19 protein-coding genes and 1 riboswitch are annotated in these 19,831 nt (G+C 42.4%); of the genes, 4 read left to right on the top strand and 15 right to left on the bottom strand.

All coding sequences use genetic code 11. The annotated features are described in order from the left end of the window. Nucleotides 1–70: 70 nt before the first annotated feature. The 10 genes from J1N10_RS12425 to trxA (J1N10_RS12380) all read right to left on the bottom strand — a co-directional run bounded on the left by J1N10_RS12425 (nt 71) and on the right by trxA (J1N10_RS12380) (nt 10,258). On the bottom strand, nt 71–2,524 hold the full coding sequence (locus J1N10_RS12425) for a TonB-dependent receptor (RefSeq protein ID WP_262327034.1): 2,454 nt from the start codon (nt 2,522–2,524) through the stop codon (nt 71–73). A 343-nt stretch (nt 2,525–2,867) separates the two neighbouring features. Then, on the bottom strand, nt 2,868–3,980 hold the full coding sequence (gene thiH / locus J1N10_RS12420) for a 2-iminoacetate synthase ThiH (protein WP_262327033.1): 1,113 nt from the start codon (nt 3,978–3,980) through the stop codon (nt 2,868–2,870). A gap of 102 nt (nt 3,981–4,082) precedes the next feature. Further along, nucleotides 4,083–4,856, bottom strand: a complete 774-nt coding sequence (locus J1N10_RS12415; RefSeq protein WP_262327032.1) for a thiazole synthase — start codon at nt 4,854–4,856, stop codon at nt 4,083–4,085. A gap of 110 nt (nt 4,857–4,966) precedes the next feature. Beyond that, entirely contained in the window at nt 4,967–5,632 is a 666-nt protein-coding gene (locus J1N10_RS12410; RefSeq protein WP_262327031.1) for a thiamine phosphate synthase, read from the bottom strand. Nucleotides 5,633–5,642: 10 nt separating this feature from the next. After that, a complete protein-coding gene (locus tag J1N10_RS12405; RefSeq protein WP_262327030.1) occupies nt 5,643–6,401 on the bottom strand; it encodes a hydroxymethylpyrimidine/phosphomethylpyrimidine kinase in 759 nt (252 codons plus the stop codon). A gap of 4 nt (nt 6,402–6,405) precedes the next feature. Next, entirely contained in the window at nt 6,406–7,014 is a 609-nt protein-coding gene (locus J1N10_RS12400; RefSeq protein ID WP_262327029.1) for a thiamine phosphate synthase, read from the bottom strand. A 41-nt stretch (nt 7,015–7,055) separates the two neighbouring features. After that, nucleotides 7,056–8,873 carry a phosphomethylpyrimidine synthase ThiC gene (thiC, locus tag J1N10_RS12395; RefSeq protein ID WP_262327028.1) on the bottom strand — a complete coding sequence of 606 codons (1,818 nt, stop codon included), beginning with the start codon at nt 8,871–8,873 and terminating at the stop codon, nt 7,056–7,058. Between the two features lie 18 nt (nt 8,874–8,891). After that, nucleotides 8,892–9,095: a sulfur carrier protein ThiS gene (gene thiS / locus J1N10_RS12390; protein ID WP_262327027.1), complete on the bottom strand. Its 204-nt coding sequence runs from the start codon at nt 9,093–9,095 to the stop codon at nt 8,892–8,894. Between the two features lie 26 nt (nt 9,096–9,121). Then, nucleotides 9,122–9,217, bottom strand: a riboswitch (TPP riboswitch). A gap of 90 nt (nt 9,218–9,307) precedes the next feature. After that, complete coding sequence (gene trxA / locus J1N10_RS12385; protein ID WP_262327026.1) at nt 9,308–9,775, bottom strand: thioredoxin; 468 nt, start codon at nt 9,773–9,775, stop codon at nt 9,308–9,310. A 123-nt stretch (nt 9,776–9,898) separates the two neighbouring features. Continuing rightward, the gene (gene trxA, locus J1N10_RS12380) at nt 9,899–10,258 is read right to left on the bottom strand and encodes a thioredoxin (RefSeq protein WP_262327025.1); all 360 of its coding nucleotides are present in this window, start codon (nt 10,256–10,258) and stop codon (nt 9,899–9,901) included. 156 nt (nt 10,259–10,414) lie between these two features. Here trxA (J1N10_RS12380) and J1N10_RS12375 point away from each other — a divergent pair, with 156 nt between their 5' ends. Both J1N10_RS12375 and J1N10_RS12370 read left to right on the top strand, forming a co-directional pair. Beyond that, complete coding sequence (locus J1N10_RS12375) at nt 10,415–11,845, top strand: CCA tRNA nucleotidyltransferase (RefSeq protein WP_262327024.1); 1,431 nt, start codon at nt 10,415–10,417, stop codon at nt 11,843–11,845. After that, complete coding sequence (locus tag J1N10_RS12370) at nt 11,846–12,358, top strand: TrmH family RNA methyltransferase (RefSeq protein WP_262327023.1); 513 nt, start codon at nt 11,846–11,848, stop codon at nt 12,356–12,358. Between the two features lie 162 nt (nt 12,359–12,520). On the opposite strand, the gene J1N10_RS12365 is transcribed toward J1N10_RS12370, so the two are convergent. From J1N10_RS12365 to J1N10_RS12350, 4 genes are all read right to left on the bottom strand, one after another. After that, complete coding sequence (locus J1N10_RS12365) at nt 12,521–13,288, bottom strand: LytR/AlgR family response regulator transcription factor (protein ID WP_262327022.1); 768 nt, start codon at nt 13,286–13,288, stop codon at nt 12,521–12,523. Nucleotide 13,289: 1 nt separating this feature from the next. After that, on the bottom strand, nt 13,290–14,345 hold the full coding sequence (locus J1N10_RS12360; RefSeq protein ID WP_262327021.1) for a sensor histidine kinase: 1,056 nt from the start codon (nt 14,343–14,345) through the stop codon (nt 13,290–13,292). A gap of 156 nt (nt 14,346–14,501) precedes the next feature. After that, entirely contained in the window at nt 14,502–15,134 is a 633-nt protein-coding gene (locus J1N10_RS12355; RefSeq protein WP_262327020.1) for a tetratricopeptide repeat protein, read from the bottom strand. A gap of 24 nt (nt 15,135–15,158) precedes the next feature. Further along, nucleotides 15,159–17,300 (bottom strand): TonB-dependent receptor plug domain-containing protein, encoded by a 2,142-nt coding sequence (locus J1N10_RS12350; protein ID WP_262327019.1) that lies wholly within the window; start codon nt 17,298–17,300, stop codon nt 15,159–15,161. A 154-nt stretch (nt 17,301–17,454) separates the two neighbouring features. Here J1N10_RS12350 and J1N10_RS12345 point away from each other — a divergent pair, with 154 nt between their 5' ends. Further along, complete coding sequence (locus tag J1N10_RS12345; protein ID WP_262327018.1) at nt 17,455–17,895, top strand: hypothetical protein; 441 nt, start codon at nt 17,455–17,457, stop codon at nt 17,893–17,895. Between the two features lie 175 nt (nt 17,896–18,070). Next, nucleotides 18,071–18,880 (top strand): SDR family oxidoreductase, encoded by an 810-nt coding sequence (locus J1N10_RS12340; protein ID WP_262327017.1) that lies wholly within the window; start codon nt 18,071–18,073, stop codon nt 18,878–18,880. A gap of 145 nt (nt 18,881–19,025) precedes the next feature. On the opposite strand, the gene J1N10_RS12335 is transcribed toward J1N10_RS12340, so the two are convergent. Further along, complete coding sequence (locus J1N10_RS12335) at nt 19,026–19,829, bottom strand: TPM domain-containing protein (RefSeq protein ID WP_262327016.1); 804 nt, start codon at nt 19,827–19,829, stop codon at nt 19,026–19,028. Nucleotides 19,830–19,831: the final 2 nt, after the last annotated feature.

The raw sequence follows: 19,831 nt of genomic DNA, 5'->3' as shown, positions 1-19,831 counted from the left end.
TAAGTGTAGGTTATTACTTACGGATGGCATCTTTATAAAAGCTTGTCAATAAAGATGCCATCCGTTTCAATTAAAACTTCATGCCTAATCGTACCATTACATTAGTGCCAGCCTGCGGGAAGTAGCCATCCAGCACATCGTGCTCACCTGCATAGTAATAGCGGTATACCCATGCATTCGATTCATACTCTTCATCCAATATATTATTGACTTTAAAGCCCAGGTTGAAATCGCCTACCGAAGGAATGGTAAAATCATAGTTCACTAAAATGTCGTTTACCAACCAGGCGTTCAGCTTACGATCTTCGTTCGATGTATTATCGATATATTGGTCGCTTACATACTTGCTTAATAGCGATAGTGTTAAGCCATCTGCCGGCTTAAAGCTAAACTGACTGGCCGCCGTTACCGAAGGAGAGAAGGCAATATCTGTTTCCCCCAATTCGGTCACATACTGGTAAGGTTCATTATCAGGGTCGCTCCAGTAGCTCCAGTTATCCACATACTCGGTGTAATTTTTAATTTTATTGGCAGATAAAGCAATGTTACCTGTCCAGTTAAAGTTAGGCGTAATCATTACACCACTTTCAATTTCAACACCAGCACGGTAGCTATCAGGCACATTCACCATAATGGCCGCACCTACATCGTTTATCTCGCCTGTTTGCACCAGTTGGTCTTTATACAACATGTAAAAAGCATTTACATTCACAAACGCTTTGTGTGCGTTGTATTCATAACCAAGCTCCCAGTCGTAAAGTGTTTCAGGCTCTGGCTTGCGGTCGGCTGGCGCATCTCTAAAGTCGCTGCGCGTTGGTTCGCGTTGTGCCACGGCAAAAGAGGCAAACACACGTTGATTTTGATTCAGCTCGAAGTTGATACCCATTTTAGGATTGACAAAATCGAAGCTGTACGATTGTGTTAGGTCGGCATTGTCATCATGTTCGCCTGACATCGAAAAGTTAACGTTACGGTATTGAATGTCGCCATACAGCCACAAGTTATCTACTAAAGCATAAGTGGCTTTAACATAGCTGTTAAAGTCCTTCTTTTTGCCAGTGTTAAAATACCACTGGTGATTGTGTGGAATACCCATGTTGTATTCGCTCCAGATAACCTTACCAAAATGGTCGCCATCGTACTGGTTATATGCACCACCAACTATTAACTCCAGTTTGTCAGAGGTGTAGATACCAGAAAAAGTAGCACCGTAAAAATCATTATCTAACCACTTGCGCTGAATCAAATCGGTTTTTTCAATGGTTTCGCCATCAATAATGATCGACTCGAAACCTACATTGTAGTCTTTGAATTTACGGTCGTTTTTATACGATTCGTAATAACCTTCGCCTTTAGTGTAATGCAGTGCTGCTGTCAGGTTCAGCTTTTCGCTGGCCTGGTGTGTGAAATGCAGTTGATAATGGTCTTGCTGGTAGTTGTCAGTCTGGTTATCGTACAGGTATTTGTTAAAAGTCCGCGCATCCGAATTATAAAGATTTTGGGCCTCGGCATCGGTCCATCCATCCATCATCACCAGCTTTTCCATGCCTGCCTGGTCATTTTCCAGTTTTACTTTAGGCACACCATTCCAGGCCTGATATGTTTTTTCCTCACCCGAGAAAGTGATAAACTTGATGGTTGATTTCTCGCCATAATAGCCTCCTGAAAAATAATAAGATTTCAAATCAGAAGTGGCACGGTCGATAAAACCATCGGAGTTAATGCGCGATAAACGCACGTCGAATGCCATGTTGTTTCTCAATAGGCCTGTTGAAACAGCCACCGAGTTTTTCATGGTGTTATAAGAACCATAGCTATTGTCAATAAAAGCCATCGTTTCGGCTGCCGAATTTAAAGTGTTGAGGTTGACCGAAGCACCAAATGATGCCGCACCATTGGTCGATGTACCCACACCACGTTGCACCTGCATTTTATCAACCGAAGCAGCAAAGTCGGGCATGTTTACCCAAAAGACGCCTTGCGACTCGGCATCGTTCATTGGTATGCCGTTAACCGTTACATTAATACGAGTAATGTCGGCACCCCGAATACGCAAACCGGTGTAGCCAACACCCGCTCCGGCATCGGAGTTGGTCACCACACTTGGCATTTGGTTTAGCAAAAATGGCAGATCCTGACCAAAATTTTGTTGCTGAATTTCTTCCGAATTCATTTCAGATGCGGCCACTGGAGTATGTTTGCTGGCGCGGATGGCTGATACAACTATTTCATTGGTCATCACAGCCGATTCTTCAAGCTGAATGCTCATGTTGGTGGAAGCAGCAGCTTCCTGTGACTTATAACCAACATATGAGAAAACAAGTGTTGGGTTATCATTTTTACTGTTAATCGTAAATCGACCTTCTGCGTTTGTAATGGTGCCGTTGTACGAGTTTTTAACAATGACATTAACGCCAATCAGCGCATCACCGTTTTCATCATTTACCTGTCCGGTGTAGGTGTTTTGTGCAAAGGCGCTAAAGGTTAGCATAGCTGCCAATACAATAGAATAAATTTGCTTCATTTTAAAATTTGCAGTTTAAGTTGTTAACAAATACCGCAATGAGGAATATATAGGAGATAACTCTGTTCCCTTGTCGGCATTACCCGGCCAGGTTCGAAGGGTATAATCTCAGCCTGTAACAGGCACCCCATTGGAATCGGGCGCAAATGTAGGCACCCGAATGTTATTATCAAAGAAAATAGAGACCTTTTTGTCTGAATTGATTTAAATCATATAGTAAGGTATTTAATTATACGGTGAATAGCAATGTTTTCGCATAAAGCTAGTAGTCATTAGTCTGTAGCTTTAACCTGAACTCCAATGGTATCTTGTGCAAATTAGAGGCTAGCCTCTAACCTCTAGCTTACCCCATACAATCATCCCAGTCTTTCCACACCGGTTCATAGCCACCTTCTTTTATCATTTGGCAGATAACTTCGGGGCTGCGGTCATCGTTTACCGAGAATTGCTCCAGTGCCTGATTATACACCGCATAACCACCGGGTTCTGTTTTAGAGCCGGCACTCATGGCAGTCACGCCCAATTGCAGCATGTGATTTCTGAATTTCTTACTCTCGCGGGTTGATAAGGATAGGTCGACATCCGGATTAAAGATGCGATAAGCCATTATTAACTGTGCCAGCTGTTTGTCATTGACATCAAAATTAGGTTGAAACGAACCAACATGTGGTCGTAGGCGAGGGAAGGAGATGCTGTACTTGGTTCGCCAGTAGGTTTTCTCAAGGTAATCAAGATGAAGAGCTGTAAAAAATGAATCAGTGCGCCAATCTTCCAAACCAAGAAGGCAGCCGATACCCACTTTGTGGATGCCTGCTTTACCCAATCTTTCAGGTGTTTCTAAACGATAGGAGAAGTTGGACTTTTTACCACGAGGATGATACGTTTTGTAATTTTCCTTGCGATAGGTTTCCTGATACACATAAACGGTGTGAAGCCCCAGTTGAATCAAACCTTCGTACTCATTCTGTTTCATGGGTTGCACCTCAATGGAAACAGATGGGAAGTGTGGTTTTACCAACTCCACCATTTCCTTCAGATAGTCGTATCCACAATCTTTCGGATGCTCACCGGTCACCAGTAGCAAGTGTTGAAAGCCCATGTTTTTGATGACTTCAATCTCCTGAAGTACCTGCTCTTTATTAAGCGTTATGCGGGTAATGTCATTTTCATGATTGAAACCACAATAGGTGCATGAATTAGCACAGGCATTTGAAAGGTATAGAGGGATATACAGCTGGATGGTTTTTCCAAATCGACGCTGTGTAATAGCGCGACTCTTTACAGCCATCTGCTCCAGATATGCTTCTGCAGCTGGCGAAATTAATGCCTTAAAATCCTCCAGAGTCAGCTTGTTTGATTGTAAAGCCAACTCTACATCGGCCGCTGTTTTATTGTATATTGATTGTGTGGTTGCTTCCCAGTTATGAGATGCATGTACCTCTTCAAATGTTTTCATCTATAGTCAGTAGTGAGTAGACAGTAGTCTGATTATTACATCATGTAAATAGCTAGTGGCTATCAGCTACCACGATAGTTATCGTGGGCTATTAGCTTTTTTTTACAATTCATCTAAAAAAGCCGTCAATGGACTTGAGGCTTCAGCGCCCATCGATTTTGTTGCCAGTCTGGCCTCGTAAGCCATTCGGCCAGCTTCAACAGCCAGTTTAAAGGCTTTACCCATCTCCACCGGATTTGGAGAAACGGCGATGGCTGTATTGACCAACACAGCATCGGCACCCATTTCCATGGCATCGGCAGCATGTGATGGTGCACCAATACCTGCATCAACCACCACGGGAATCTGACTTTGTTCAATAATGATGCGCAACATCTCTTTGGTCTGCAATCCCTGGTTTGAACCTATTGGCGCTCCCAATGGCATGACGGCTGCCGTACCTACTTCTTCCAATCGCTTACAAAGTACGGGATCGGCTTGTACATACGGCAGAACGATAAAGCCCAGCTTGACCAATTCTTCAGCTGCTTTGAGTGTTTCAATCGGGTCGGGTAATAAGTATTTGGGGTCGGGATGAATTTCTAGCTTCAGCCAATTGGTGTCTAAGGCCTCGCGCGCCAGTTGTGCCGCAAAAACGGCTTCTTTAGCTGTGCGTACACCCGACGTGTTGGGCAACAGATTAATACGTTTATGCTTTAGGTGCTGCAATATATCATCTTGCTGGTTGTTCATCTCAACGCGACGCAGGGCCACTGTTACCAATTCTGATTCGCTTATTTCAATCGCCTCCTGCATCAATTGATTGGAGGCGAACTTGCCAGTGCCGGTAAATAATCGTGATTGAAAAGTTTTGTCGCCTAATCTTAGTGGGGTCATATTATTTAGCTTATAGCTATTGGTCGTTGGCCGCTAGCTAGTTTAAAGTTGTTGAGTTCATTCGTTTTTCTGTCCTCGGTCTTTTATTCTCCGTCTTCTGTCTGTAATTCTCAATGAAACCGGGTCCAGTTGGCTGAGCTGTATTGACCAATTTTCTGCAACAAGTCAAGTGTTACGGCTCCGGGTTGTTCGTTTTTAGTAATGTATGATGAGATGGCAACGCCGTGAATACCTGTTTGGAACAGTTTTTCCAAATCATCAGGAACCAATCCGCCAATAGCAATAATGGGGATGTGGATGCCTTCTGCTTTACATTGATCGATAATATTTTGGTACCCTTCAATGCCTAATACCGGACTGAGGTTTTTCTTTGTTTCTGTAAAACGAAACGGACCGAGACCAATGTAATCGACGCCTAAACTTACCAAATGCTTGATATCTTCAAAAGTATTGGCTGTACCACCTATTATGGCTTGAGGACCCAATATGTCGCGCGCTTTATCTGGCGACATGTCGTTTTTACCCAGGTGTACACCTTCTGCACCAATTCTGGCAGCAATTTCCACATGGTCATTCATAATGAAGGTAACGCCATTATCGAGACAATAACTCATGGCTTCGATGGCCGTCTTTTCAATTACTTCAAATGGTTCTTCCTTCATTCGAAGCTGAACCCAGTTGGCGCCACCCATCACCACCGATTTTATTTGCTCCATATAGCTTTGCTTCGACGGAGAGGTGATGAAATGAAGGCGTGATATAGATTTTTTATTCATAGCCAATGTTTTATTCTGATATGGTATGGTGGTAAGCCAATAATGAGTTATTACTGGCAATTACTTTTTTGACGTAGAAATGTGCTTTAGAACAAGCTGATGGCACGGTGCTTCCTTTGGCAATTTCGGCAGCAATGGCCGATGAAAGGATACATCCGGTGCCATGTTTTTGCCAATCGCCTTTTACCCGTTGCGATTTTACTGTGAAGCAGGCATCAGATTCCGGGGTATATAGTTCATCGCAAACGTCGTTACCAGTTTGATGACCGCCTTTAATGAGAATGGCACTTTGAAGATGATTAACGACGTCACCTGGAATCTGTTGACCAAATAATTGTTGGTATTCCGGAAGGTTGGGAGTGAGTAAGTCAACCTGGCTCACTAGTTTTTCGATGGCATGCTGAAGGTGGGTGTGGAAAGGAAAGCCGGCGGAGGCTTTTAATATGGGATCCCATACGATAAAAGACTCCGGCCAGTATTTTTTTATCCAAACCAGGATTTGTGTCAGAAGGTTTTCTGATTCTACTAATCCAATTTTAATGGCTTTGGGCGTGTATTTATCTGCTAATAAAATAAGCTGCTGTTCAATATCTTCAAACGCTACCCATTTCACACCTTTAAAACTTGATTCGTTTTGAAAAGTAATGGCAGTTACGACGCTTAAGCCGTAGACCTCATGTTGTTCAAACGTTTTTATGTCACTTGTAACACCTGCACCACTACTTGGATCAAACCCGGCAATGCTCAGGACATAAGGTCTTTCATTCATTTTTTTAGGTCCATTTTTCGGTGACCTCTTTAAAACGTTCAACAACGCCGTTGATATCACCATCTGTTTCAAATTGTGCCCACAGGTGACCGTGTAAAGCCACGCCGTCGAAGCCCAACTCTTTGGCCACATCCACATTTTTGTGGTCGATGCCTCCGAGAGCCAGAACAGGCACTTCATGATTTTTCTCTAAATAATGCTTCAACACCGACTGGTCGATAGCCGGGCCATAGCCTTCCTTCGAAATACTTTCAAACACCGGGCTTAACAAAGCGTAGTTAAATGATTCGCTTAGGTTAATCAATTCGCTCATAGAGTGAACTGAAATACTCTTTGGTAATGCTTTATCACTGTAATCGTCGATTAAATGGCGATTGTATGATGTGAAATGCACACCGCGCAAACCTTTTAATTCAACTAAATGCAGGTTGCTGTGAAGAGCAACCTTATCGTGATATTTTGCATCTATTGAATCAATAAAAGCAATCATATCCGCTTCGCTGTAAGCTGGTTTACGTACATGCAGCACTTCTAAACCAGCTTCAAACAAGGCGTTAATGGCTTCAACTTCTTTGTCAAGTTGCGTTGGATAACAAATTACAATTGGCTTCATAAAGTTTAGTTTTAATCTAGCACAAAAATAAGTGTTATTCGTTACATATATAACTCTCCGCCCGATTCTTTGAATAATTCTTTCTTTTCTTCCATCTTTTTGGCTAAGTCCCTCACTTCCATTGTGCTTCTCATGGAGCAAAACTTCTCGCCACACATCGAGCAGAAGTGAGACGACTTGTATCCTTCATCAGGTAATGTTTTATCGTGGTATTGCATCGCTGTTTCCGGGTCAAGAGCCAGTGAAAACTGGTCTTTCCAGCGGAACTCAAAGCGTGCTTTGCTCATGGCATAATCACGAAACTGGGCACCCGGAAATCCTTTGGCGACATCGGCTGCATGAGCTGCTAATTTATAAGTGATAACACCTACTTTAACATCGTGCTTATCAGGTAAGCCCAAATGCTCTTTCGGAGTGACATAACACAGCATGGCTGTTCCCTGCCAGGCAATCATGGAGCCACCAATGGCTGAGGTAATATGGTCATAACCTGGAGCAATATCTGTTGTTAGCGGTCCTAAAGTATAAAATGGCGCTTCTTTACAGTGTTTCAACTGTAAGTCCATGTTCTCTTTAATGCCTTGCATCGGCACATGGCCCGGTCCTTCAATAAGGACCTGAGCATATTTATCACGGGCAATTTGCGTTAATTCTCCCAAAGCTTCCAACTCGCCAAATTGAGCCCGATCGTTGGCATCGGCAATTGAACCCGGACGAAGCCCGTCGCCCAAAGAAACACCTACGTCATAGGCTGCCAATATGTCGCAAATCTCATCAAAGTGGGTGTACAAGAAGTTTTCTTTATGATGATAAAGCATCCATTTAGCCATAATAGAACCACCACGCGAAACAATGCCTGTAACGCGGTGGATGGTTGAAGGGATGTGTTTCCACAATAAACCGGCATGAATGGTAAAGTAACTGACGCCCTGTTCGGCTTGCTCAATTAATGTGTCACGATAAATCTCCCAGGAAAGCTTTTCAACATCTCCACCTACTTTTTCCAGGGCCTGGTATAAAGGCACGGTTCCAACCGGAACAGGTGAGTTGCGCACGATCCATTCGCGTGTTTCGTGAATATTGTCACCAGTCGATAAATCCATAATGGTGTCGGCGCCCCAGCGTACAGCCCATACTGCTTTTTCTACTTCTTCTTCAATAGACGAAGTGGTTGGTGAGTTACCTATGTTAGCATTAATCTTCACCAAAAAGTTACGACCGATGATCATTGGTTCGGCTTCGGGGTGGTTAATGTTACAAGGTATGATGGCTCTGCCGGCTGCTATTTCATCACGTACAAATTCAGGCGTCACTTCTTTCTCTGGAATTTGAGCCCCAAAGCATTCGCCCCTGTGTTGACGATACTTTTCTTTTACCTGTTGTAATTGCTGGTTTTCGCGAATAGCCACATATTCCATTTCAGGCGTGATAATACCCTGACTGGCATAAAAATATTGCGTCACGCATTTACCATCTTTTGCTTTTAAAGGCTTAGCGCTCACATGATCGAAACGCAGATGATCCAGCTTTTCATCTTCCAGACGCATTTGGCCATATTCAGAACTTAACTGTTGCAACTGTTCAACATCGCCCCGTTCTAAAATCCATTGTTCACGGATTTTTGGCAGCCCTTTCTCTAAATCAACCTGGTAGTTGGGGTCGGTGTATGGGCCACTTGTATCATACACTGTGATGGCTGGGTTTTTGATGAGTGTGCCTTCACTTGTTTTGGTGTCGCTTAATTCGATACTACGGTGAGGAACTTCAATATTATGAATGGAACCTTTCTCGTAAATCTTTTTGGAGTTGGGGAAAGGACCTGTGGTCAGGCCTTCCTGTGATATTTTACTTTTGTTCATAAGTTGTGTGGATATAAGTTAGCCGCCCTGGCTGGCTTTAATAATCAGAACTTTGTCGCCGTCGCTAATTTGCGAATCGCTCCATTGGCTTTTAGGAACGACCATGTCGTTAATTGCCACGGCTATACCACCAGTATGGTGTTGTTCAATGTGCTGCAACACACTGGTGATTGTAGAATTGTCGGGCATGTCAGTAGCTTGCCCATTTATTAAGATGTTCATTGTCTTATAAATTGTACGGGAAGCCGATGGAGAGTCATTCATATCCCTGCGACAGCATTACCTGCATCAGGTTCAATGGGTGTAATCTCAGCCTGTATATTAAGGCACCCCGAATAATTAATGGCTCAAAGGTAAACGAAAATAAACCTTTTAAACAAAGAAAAGCCGAAGAAATGTTCTTCGGCTTTCAAATCATAATCTAATCTCAAGTGTTACTTCTCGACTTGTAATATTTCGGTAATCATTGTTTCTAAATCATTTTTCGAGCGATAGCCCATCGCCGCTTGTGGTTCACCATTCAAAGGAACAAAAACAATGGTTGGCAGACTTCGGATGCCAAATGTGGCTGCTAATTCTTTCTGCTTGTCGGTATTGATTTTATAAATCTGCACCTTACCATCGTATTCTTTCTGAATTTTATCTAACACAGGTGATAGCATTTTACACGGTCCACACCAGTCGGCATAGAAATCTAAAATAGCCGGCACTTCACCTTCGTATTTCCATTCCTTATTGGTCTCGTAGTTGAATACTTTTTCTTTAAAACTGGCTGCGTCAAGATAAATAACAGAGTTTTCACCTTCACTATGTTTGGCGTCATCAGTCGCTGAATTGTAAAGTTGAAAACCACTTCCAATTAACAGGACTAAGCCACCCAATACAAATAATATCTTCTTCATATCTCTAATCATTACTTTGTTTCAATTAAACTCTGTTTTTAGCTCAATAGTTTACTTCTTTAAACGATTTAACACGGCTTTAACAGTTTAAAGCTGAATTTTAGTGAAGTTCAAACGAAGCGTTTACTTTTCAACCTTCAATACATCTTTAAAGGCACGGATAAACGTATCTTTTGGTAAAGCACCTTGTGCCATCTGAGGCTGACCATCTTGCGGAATGAAAAGGATTGACGGAATGCTTTGAATACCAAATGCTCCCGCTAGCTCACGTTCTGCTTCAGTGTCGACTTTATAGATGTCGATTTTACCATCAAACTCTGTTGCTAATTCTTCTAATATTGGGGCCACCATTTTACAAGGACCACACCAGTCAGCGTAAAAATCAATAATGGCTGGCTTATTGCCTTCAAATTTCCATTCCTTACTATCAGCGTAATTAAAAACTTTTTCTTTAAATGTTTCGTTGGTTAAATGTTGTACCATGATTTCTATTTTTTTATTGTGAATACTGCAAATGTAATAAAATATTTCCAAATATCTAGAAATGTATATGTGTCGATATTTCAACAACTGTGCCAAAAGCTATATATGCCAAAAATGGTCAAAATGCCATAATATTATTGTAATTTTGTCAGCAATATGATACAAGAAGCACAACAGAGGGTGGAAAAAAGTCTGAAGCACCCTGTTTTTCATACAATTCGAGATATATGTGATGAGATGAACAAGCCAGCATTTGTCATTGGTGGTTTTGTTCGTGATTTGTACCTGAATCGTCCATCGAAGGATATTGATGTGGTGGTGTTGGGTAGTGGCATTGAGTTAGCAGAGCAGGTAGCTAAACGATTAGGTGGCTTGCGATTAAATGTGTTTAAAAACTTTGGAACTGCCATGTTGCGTTACCGCGATTTGGAAGTTGAGTTTGTAGGCGCACGTAAAGAATCGTATCAGCGTAATTCGCGCAAACCTATTGTGGAAGACGGGACGCTGGAAGATGACCAAAACAGAAGGGATTTCACGATTAATGCCTTGGCTTTAAGTTTGAGTAAAGACAACTATGGTGAGTTGGTCGATCCGTTTAATGGCATGGAGGATATGGAAAAAGGAATTATTCGTACTCCCTTGGAGCCAGGCATCACTTTCTCCGATGACCCCTTGCGCATGATGCGTGCTATCCGTTTTGCCACGCAATTGAATTTCCGCATAGAAGAAAAGACGTTTGAGGGCATTAAGGCTCAAAAAGACCGTATCGAAATTGTATCGGGCGAGCGCATTGCCGATGAACTCAATAAAATTGTGATGGCAGAGCGTCCTTCTATTGGTTTTAAGCTGTTGGAGTTGACCGGTTTGTTGCAAATCATTTTTCCGGAGTTTCAGGCCATGAAAGGCGTGGAGAAGGTGGATGGGAGAGCGCATAAAGATAATTTCTATCATACACTGGAAGTGTTGGATCGCATCGTACCTAATACTGATAACCTGTGGTTACGCTGGTCGGCTATTTTGCACGATATTGCCAAACCACGCACCAAACGTTACGATAAAAAGCTGGGATGGACCTTTCACAACCATAATTTCATTGGTCAGAAGATGATACCAAAGATTTTTGGGCGAATGAAATTACCTCTCAACGAAAAGATGAAATACGTTCAGAAGATGGTTGGCCTGCACATGCGACCCATTGTATTAAGCGAAGATGTGGTGAGTGATTCGGCTGTGCGCCGTTTATTGTTCGAAGCAGGCGATGACATTGATGATTTGATGACTTTGTGCGAAGCGGATATCACCTCGAAGAATGAAGCCAAGGTGAAACGTTACATGCGCAATTTTAAGGTGGTTCGTCAAAAGTTGAAAGAAATAGAGGAGAAGGATCATATTCGTAATTTTCAACCTCCTGTAACCGGCGAGGTGATTATGAAGACTTTCAATCTTCAGCCATGTAAGGAAATAGGCGACCTCAAAGCTATTATTAAAGAAGCGATTCTGGAGGGAGAAATTGGTAATAATTACGACGAGGCCTTTGAGTTGATGTTGAAAAAAGGTGAGGAGATGGGCTTAAAACGTGCTAAATAAATGCCGGAAACACATTCAAAATACTTTTTTAACGAAGCCAATAAAAGCCGCTCGCAGGAAGGAAGTGATGTTATTATCATCACTGATAACTTTTCAACGCCTGAAAATATTGGTAGTATTATTCGACTTGCAGCCAACGTTAATGCCTCGAAAGTAATTGTGTTGGGCAGTGAAGCTTGTCGAGAAAGCAAAGTAAAGAAAACAGCCGGTGCGGCTATTGGTCATGTGAAGGTGGAGTGGCAATCAGCTGATTCATTTACCATACCAGAAGGTTTTCAATTGGTGGCTTTAGAAACAGTCGAAGGCGCTAAAGGTATTTATGAATGTGTGTTGCCTCATAAACTGGCTATTGTTTTAGGCAATGAGAAATATGGTGTGTCACAGGAGGTACTTGGTAAATGTGACGCAGCTGTTTATATTCCCATGCCGGGCGCCATTAAATCAATGAATGTGTCGCATGCTGCCGCCGTTTGTCTATTTGAATGGTTCAGACAGAATAAGGTTACTAAATAAAACAAATTCGACTGATTATATTTCAAACAAATACTTATATTTGTCTTAATAATAAGGGGAAAAATTATTATACAATATTTAAAGCAAACAAGTTGGTTTACCACTTGTTTTTAGGGTTAGTTTTTTAAGGGTTAAAAGGGGAACATTGGTTCCCCTTCCTTTTTATAGTTCGCCTTCTAACCATGTTTTAAAGCTTTTAACCCGCTCACGACTCACAATTATTTCATCGTTATTATCCATACCGTTCAGCTTAAGCTTCAGGCGTGAATTACTGTAGCTTATCATGTCTGTGATGGCCGATAGTTTGATAATATACTTGCGGCTGATACGGTAAAAATCGGCAGGATTCACCTGTATTTCGTAGTGTTCCAGGCTTTGGTCCAATGCATAACTGCTGCCGCTCGTGGTTCTGATAAAGGTTGATTTATCTTCACTGTAGAAAAAGCTGATATCTGTGGTTTCAATCATCCGCAGATGTTCGCCCACCTTTATTAAAAAGCGATTCTTATAATTTTGTTGTTGCAGCAATTCTTTGGCTTGCTCAATGGCTTTGTTAATGCTCGATAAATCGGCTTGCTGCTGATTGATGAACTTATCAACCGCTCGTTTAAGTTCTTGCTCATCGATGGGCTTAAGCAGATAGTCGAGGCTATTCACTTTAAAAGCCTGAATGGCATATTGGTCGTAAGCGGTGGTGAAAATGATGGGGAAATTAACTGTACACTGCTCAAATATTTCGAAGCTGATGCCATCGCCCAGTTGAATATCGAAAAAAGCAAAGTCGGGTTCCGGATTGGTCTTAATCCATTCTACAGCTTGTTCAACACTATCGCAAACGGCGCATACCTTGGTCTCTGGATACAGGTGGCTCACCATCTGAATTAAGCGTTTGGCTGCCAAGTGTTCGTCTTCTATTACTAATAGGCGCATGTTACAACGATATTAAGGGTAGGTGAATGGAGAATAGCTTGTCAGATTGAATGATTGTCAATTCTTTGTTGGTCAGGTATTTTATGCGTTCATTTAGGTTTTTTAATCCCATGCCCGAATCTGAACTGTTTACTTTTGGATAATACGTATTAGTCATCAGAACTTCATTTTCTAATATCTCAATGGATAGGTGAAGTTTTTTACTGCTTGAAATGACATTGTGTTTAAACACATTTTCGCAAAGCATTTGCAACGATAAGGGGAGAACCATTTGGTCGGACTCTCTGTCTTCAGGTAGCTGGTAGGAGAAGCTGTCGCCAAATCGTATTTTTTGAAGATATATGTAGCGTTTAACAATGTTGATTTCCTCCTTTAAAGGGATGATTTCTTTGTTCTTCAATTGTAGAATATCACGGTAAAAACCAGATAATTCATTGGTGAAGGTTTTAGCAGATGCAACATCCATCTCGATTAAAGTTGTCAGGGCGTTGAGGCTGTTGAATAAAAAATGGGGGTTCACTTGAGTTTTAAGTGATTCGTACTGTAATTGCAAAGCCTGTCGTTTTAGCTTTTCGCGGTCTTCCACTTCCTGGCGCCAGGCCATGAAAAATGAGCGGGCATAAAACCATAAGGCAATAAAGTAGAAGATACCAAACTCAATCCACATGGTTGCTCCAAAATACTCCCAGAAACGATCGGAAGGAATATCGCGCACAATAATATGCCAGAACCAATTAACACCAATGATGGCAATTGTACAGTACACTGTGGATGAAAGCAGAACAATTAATAGGCTTTTAACAGGAAACTTAATCCAGTCGACATATTTGCTTTCCAACCAATTGAACACGAAGCCAAAACTAAACAAGCTATAACCAAGTAACAGGCTGTATCCACCGTTGTAGAACAACGCTTTTGGCCTTAACAGGCAGGAGGGGCAAGCTAAGCCCATAAATATTACTCCAATCAAAATGGAGCTTAATCCAAACCAAAGAAATGTAAAGAAAATGGTGCGCTTACTGTGTTTGTGACCGTTGATGTCTTTATAAATGCTCATGTTTGAGGTTTTTCAGTTCTAAGATAGTAATTGTTGGATGATTATTGTAAATAGTAGACGGAAGACAGAAGACAGAAGACAGAAGACCGCTCACCTAAGTTAGCCTCAGCTGGCGACTATAGCCATTGAAAATGTCGCCTGCTGAGTATGATGTTCTTACTTTGTCTCTTTGCATTTGGCCAGCATTTGATTATTGTGGTAGCTTCCCCAGCTTGGCCATAATGGATTATCATTTTTATTATTCGTGAATAATTCAGCGGCCTTTTCGAATAAGGGCAAGGCTTTTTGTTGGCCACCACCAAACATTTTAGGTGTGTGGTAAATGTTATTGCCGCGGCAATAGTATACACGCGGATTGTTACTATCAAGCTGTTCGGCCTTGCTCAAAGCCTCATTCGATAGGTTTGAATACTTGTAACCGCTCATAGGGTTGGTAATACGCAATGAGTAGATGAAAGCTTGCAAGACGTAAAGCTCCGATTCGTCAGGATTAGATTCCAGCAACCCATTTAGTTCTGCTTGTGCCTTATCCAACTGAACATGGATGGAATCACTTTCAGAGATAAAATGAGTTGAACGGGCATAGGAGTAGGCAGCATAATAGCCGGGTAACCATTCGCTTGTTTCAACTGCAGCAATGCGTTTAAAACTGGCAGCTATGGTGTTAAGAGTTTCTACATTGTTGGTTTTAAACAGTTTTTCGATGTTTTCTTTCATAGCTTTTTGATAATCGTTGGCGTGCATCAATTGTGCTGTGCATAGGCTTAGAATAATTACAATAGTTCTCATAATCGTTTATTTAAAGTGTTAGTATTATTTCGTATTTATTGAGATGAATAGGCCCAGGAATAAAAACTGCTTGATATCGGGCAGAATGGGCATTTGAATATAACCACTGGCAGCACTGGCCGATGGAATATTCTGGTAACCAACCAGGTGTTCCCGTCCAAGTATATTGGAGAAAGAAAAATGAATAATGGTAAAGTGGTCGCCGATATGTGTTAAGTGACTAAGGTTGAGGCTAAGGTCATTGTAATAAGGAGCTTTCCGGCTCATGTATTTTGTGTCGCCTTCTTTGTGATAGGGGCGACCCGAAGTCATCACCCAGGTAGCTCCCACCTGTGTATTGATGGTACCAATAAAATATTTGCCAACAGCCGAAAAGGTGTGCTCGGCGATGTAGGATGGTGTTACCGCATCGGGATAGTTTCTGTAATGACGCTTGGTATCAATATAAGAGTAGGAAAGCCAGTAATCCGTGTATTTAAAGGATTCTTTATCACGAAAGAAAATATCAATCCCTTTGGCGTAACCGTGTCCCCCATTCGCCAGGTTATTGTAGAAGTTATTACTATACTCACTATAACTAATTAGTTGTTTGTAATCCTTGTAATAAGCCTCGGCGCGGAAGAGGCGCTTTTTTAAGGTGCCGGTTTGATAGCCAAGCAGGTAATGAACCGCTTTTTCAAACTCCAGGTTTGAAGTGTATTTCAGATAGTCGATGACCGGATTTTGAAAGAAATGTCCCCAGGCAGCTGTCAGCTGACTGTTTTTACCAGTTTTGTAGGCTGCTGAAACACGAGGTGACCAACTCGATTCTTTCAGGTAGCTCGAGTATTCGTAGCGCAAACCAGGACGGACTGCCAACTCGGCTGATAATCGTATTTCAGGCTCAATAAATACACCTGCAATATGGTCGTCCACCCTCGCGTTGCTATAAGTTGAGGCATTAAGCTGTGTGTAGTCCTGACGGTATCGGGTGAAGGCATCGGAGACACCCAATTTCACATCAACAGCATCCGAAAGTGGGTGATTAAACGAAAGGCGCCCTTCAATATTCAGCTCTTTGTCAACTGTGCGGTGAAAACCAGCTATCTGTCGGTTATTATCAATGGTTGATGCCAGTCCGGCTTTTAAGCATGAGTTTTGAAGAACAGGCAGCGAGTAATTCATATTGATATAGGCGCTTCCGCCTTCGATATCAATGTTAGTAAAGGCATTTCCCAGTGAGGTGTTGAACTCCTGTACGCCATAGTCAAAGGTTGAAAATACTTTCAACAAGCTGCCATTTTTACCTTTTTGGCGATGCATAAAGTTAAAATTCATAGCTTCTGTTGGTTTAACCCAGTCGAGTCGGTTGTTGGCCAAACCATAATAAGGAGCCATATTGGTGTAAGCCACGCCTGCTGATGTGGAGCGATTTGGAGCGCACCATGTTTTGGATGCTTCGCCACCCACGCTCATTATCGATAGACTGGTGATTTCTTCAATAGCTATGTCGTTCGATTCGAGAATTAAGATAGAGGAAAGAGCCTGGCCATATTCTGCCGAATAGCCCCCCGTACTAAAAACAGTACCGCTAAACAAACTGGGAGCAAAACGCCCTCGAGTGGGTAAGTCAGGCACTTTTGAGTAATAAGGCTTAGCCGCTAATAAGCCATCCACATGCACTTTTGTTTCGGCTGCTTCGCCACCGCGCACTAACAGGCGGCCATCGTCCGAAGCCGGTTGAGTACCCGGAAGGGTTTTGAGGGCTCCATTTATGTCGCCCAATGACCCGGCAGTTGTGTAAATATCCAATGGTTCTAATACCGTAGCACGCTTTTTGTCACCTGCGCTAAAGGTGCCAGCTGTTATTGTCACCGCATTCAGGCTGGTCACGCTTTCTTTCAGAACAACCGATAGCTGAGGTGTTTTTTTGTTAACCTCAATTTCTTTCGTTTGATAACCAATATAGCTGATTAGCAGCGTTGCCTGTTCATCCTCTAGTGCCAATGTAAATTTACCATTGGTGTCGGTGATGGTACCATCGTAAGTACCTTTGATAGTGATGTTCACACCAACCAAAGGGGCGCTGTCTTTTGCGGTCACCTTGCCGTTAACCTGATATTGGGCACTGAGCTGTGAGATGGTCTGTACAGCTAGTAATATGGATATTGCAATTCTGAGTTTCATCGTCAGTGGGTTTGTTAATGACGATTCAAAAATGCAAGCTATTGCAGGCACATAATAATTAAAGGCGATGAGTTGTTGAATCAATGCGATGAGTTGTAAAAGCTGGTTAGAAGAAGGGAGTAAGTTGACAGAAAACTATTATTTGAAGGGGTAGGTGGTTGATTTATCGACTGTAGATGTTGATTTAGAAATCCTAAATGCCAATTTGGTGACTATAGATGGCAATTTATCGACCTCAACTATCGATTTACCAAGTGTGAAGGTTGATTTATCGACTGCTGATGTTGATTTGGGAATCTCAAATGCCAATTTGGTCACTGTAGATGGCAATTTATCGACCTCAACTATCGATTTATCAGGAGTGGAGCTTGATTTGGGAATCTCAAATGCCAATTTGGTGACTGTAGATGGTAATTTATCGACCTCAGATACCAATTTATCAGGAGTGGAGCTTGATTTATCGACTACAAATGTTGATTTGGGAATCTCAAATGCCGATTTGGTCACTGTAGATGGCAATTTATCGAACTCAGATGCCGATTTATCAGGTGTGGAGGTTGATTTATCGACTACAGATGGAGGGGTTGGTCAATAAGTTGTGTCATCAGTTCCCTTTTTTTAAAAAAACTCTGTACCTCAGTGTTTCTGTGCTTATGTTGTAAGAATGAGATTCATAAATACATTGCATGAGTAGTATCTCTGTAACGAATTTCTCACAACTTTTGATATCCTATTAAAATCGCTAATTTCACGGGCAAATAAATTTAAGAATGAAGGATAAAGTTATCATCATAACAGGTGCCTCTTCCGGGATTGGCCTGGCTTGTGCCCGTGAGTTTGCTCAACGTGGTGCCCAGTTAGTGTTGGCGGCTCGCAGTGCCGAAAAGCTGGTTGAGATTGAACAAGAGTTAAAAAGCAATGGAACAGATGTCATTTCAGTTAAGACTGATGTGAGCATAGAAGACGATTGTAAGCATCTGATTAGTGAAACGCTCCGGGCATTCGGAAGAATTGATATTTTGGTGAATAATGCCGGTATTTCCATGCGTGCCGCCTTTCAGGATGTGGAGCTAAGCGTGTTAAAACAGTTGATGGATGTTAACTTTTGGGGAACGGTGTATTGTACCAAGTATGCGTTGCCGTCTTTATTAGAAGCCAAAGGTTCGGTAGTAGGCGTATCTTCAATTGCCGGATTTATAGGTTTACCTGGTCGTACCGGTTATTCGGCCTCTAAATTCGCCATGCATGGTTTTTTAGAAACCATCCGCGTCGAAAACCTGAAGAAAGGGTTGCATGTATTGATTGCTGCTCCCGGTTTTACCGCGTCCAATGTGCGTAAAGCTGCTTTAAAAGCTGATGGTAGCAACCAGGGCGAAACGCCACGTAAGGAAGAAAAGATGATGAGTGCCGAAGAAGTGGCCAGCCACATGGCCAAAGCCATCATTAAACGCAAGCGTACATTAATCCTCACTTTTGTAGAAGGTAAGCTAACGGTTTTCTTAAGTAAATGGCTGCCTAAACTATTGGATAAGTTAAGTTATAACCATATGGCTAAGGAGCCCGATAGCCCGATAAAATAATATAGTGTTCAGTGCTTAGTGTACGGAGCTCAGTGCACGGTGCAAAAAAAAACGGATGACATCTTTATTGATTGAACTCAAATAAAGATGTCATCCGTTTGTGTTAAGTCTTTCGTCTCCTGTCTTCGGTCTTCCGTCTGTAAAGCTACCAACTTCCGCCGGCACCGCCGCCGCCAAAGCTGCCACCACCAAATCCGCCGAAGCCACCGCCTCCGCCACCAAAACCACCTGATCCGCTGGAGAAATTACCAAAGCTACCACCATGTGAGCCACTGCTGCGGCTTCCCATCATGGACATCAATAACCAGAATGGCAGGCTTGAGCCGCCCAGATTAGAGCGTCGGTGACCACCTGCACCTCTCATTATAAAAGATACAATAGCAAAGAAGATGATGATACCAAAGATGCCAAATCCGCCACCACCCTTGGTTTCATTCATATAGTCGTCGGCTGTGTATTCGCCGCGCGTCAGTTCCATTAAGCGGTTTGTAGCTAGCGCTATACCTGAGAAATAATCGCCCTGTTTGAAGCTGGGAATCATCTCGTGGTCAATAATGCGGTTAGCAACAGCATCGGGCACAGCTCCTTCTAAACCATAGCCCGTTGCAATAAATGCCTGTCCACGTGAGTTACCTATGCGAGGTTTAATCACTACCACAATACCGTTGTTTTTGCCTTGCTGTCCGATGCCCCATTTTTCGCCTACTTTATAGGCAAAGTCTTCGCGCGATGTACCACCAAAATCTTTAACCGTTAAAATGGCTATTTGCGTGCTCGTTTCGCGGGCAAACTGCGAAAGAGCCTGTTCCAGTTGTTGTTCCTGCTGTGATGAAATCAATCCGGCGAAATCATTCATCAGGCGAGGAGGATTGGGCTTTTCAGGAATATCTTGTGCATTGGCCACAATAGCACAAAGCACAGTCAATAGTAATAATAATGTCTTCTTCATGT

The sequence above is a fragment of the Carboxylicivirga litoralis genome (assembly GCF_025499605.1).
In the GTDB taxonomy this organism is placed as follows: domain Bacteria; phylum Bacteroidota; class Bacteroidia; order Bacteroidales; family Marinilabiliaceae; genus Carboxylicivirga; species Carboxylicivirga litoralis.
The sequence above is the reverse complement of the archived record's forward strand: the minus strand, read 5'-3'. Positions and strand labels throughout refer to the sequence as shown.

Coding starts and splice junctions, on each gene's coding strand:
- J1N10_RS12400 (WP_262327029.1), bottom strand. CDS start 7,014: ATGAAGCCAATTGTAATTTGTTATCCAACGCAACTTGACAAAGAAGTT.
- J1N10_RS12360 (WP_262327021.1), bottom strand. CDS start 14,345: ATGAGCATTTATAAAGACATCAACGGTCACAAACACAGTAAGCGCACC.
- J1N10_RS12350 (WP_262327019.1), bottom strand. CDS start 17,300: ATGAAACTCAGAATTGCAATATCCATATTACTAGCTGTACAGACCATC.
- J1N10_RS12415 (WP_262327032.1), bottom strand. CDS start 4,856: ATGACCCCACTAAGATTAGGCGACAAAACTTTTCAATCACGATTATTT.
- J1N10_RS12365 (WP_262327022.1), bottom strand. CDS start 13,288: ATGCGCCTATTAGTAATAGAAGACGAACACTTGGCAGCCAAACGCTTA.
- J1N10_RS12340 (WP_262327017.1), top strand. CDS start 18,071: ATGAAGGATAAAGTTATCATCATAACAGGTGCCTCTTCCGGGATTGGC.
- J1N10_RS12405 (WP_262327030.1), bottom strand. CDS start 6,401: ATGAATGAAAGACCTTATGTCCTGAGCATTGCCGGGTTTGATCCAAGT.
- J1N10_RS12335 (WP_262327016.1), bottom strand. CDS start 19,829: ATGAAGAAGACATTATTATTACTATTGACTGTGCTTTGTGCTATTGTG.
- thiH (WP_262327033.1), bottom strand. CDS start 3,980: ATGAAAACATTTGAAGAGGTACATGCATCTCATAACTGGGAAGCAACC.
- thiS (WP_262327027.1), bottom strand. CDS start 9,095: ATGAACATCTTAATAAATGGGCAAGCTACTGACATGCCCGACAATTCT.
- trxA (WP_262327026.1), bottom strand. CDS start 9,775: ATGAAGAAGATATTATTTGTATTGGGTGGCTTAGTCCTGTTAATTGGA.
- J1N10_RS12355 (WP_262327020.1), bottom strand. CDS start 15,134: ATGAGAACTATTGTAATTATTCTAAGCCTATGCACAGCACAATTGATG.
- J1N10_RS12410 (WP_262327031.1), bottom strand. CDS start 5,632: ATGAATAAAAAATCTATATCACGCCTTCATTTCATCACCTCTCCGTCG.
- J1N10_RS12375 (WP_262327024.1), top strand. CDS start 10,415: ATGATACAAGAAGCACAACAGAGGGTGGAAAAAAGTCTGAAGCACCCT.
- J1N10_RS12370 (WP_262327023.1), top strand. CDS start 11,846: ATGCCGGAAACACATTCAAAATACTTTTTTAACGAAGCCAATAAAAGC.
- thiC (WP_262327028.1), bottom strand. CDS start 8,873: ATGAACAAAAGTAAAATATCACAGGAAGGCCTGACCACAGGTCCTTTC.
- J1N10_RS12425 (WP_262327034.1), bottom strand. CDS start 2,524: ATGAAGCAAATTTATTCTATTGTATTGGCAGCTATGCTAACCTTTAGC.
- trxA (WP_262327025.1), bottom strand. CDS start 10,258: ATGGTACAACATTTAACCAACGAAACATTTAAAGAAAAAGTTTTTAAT.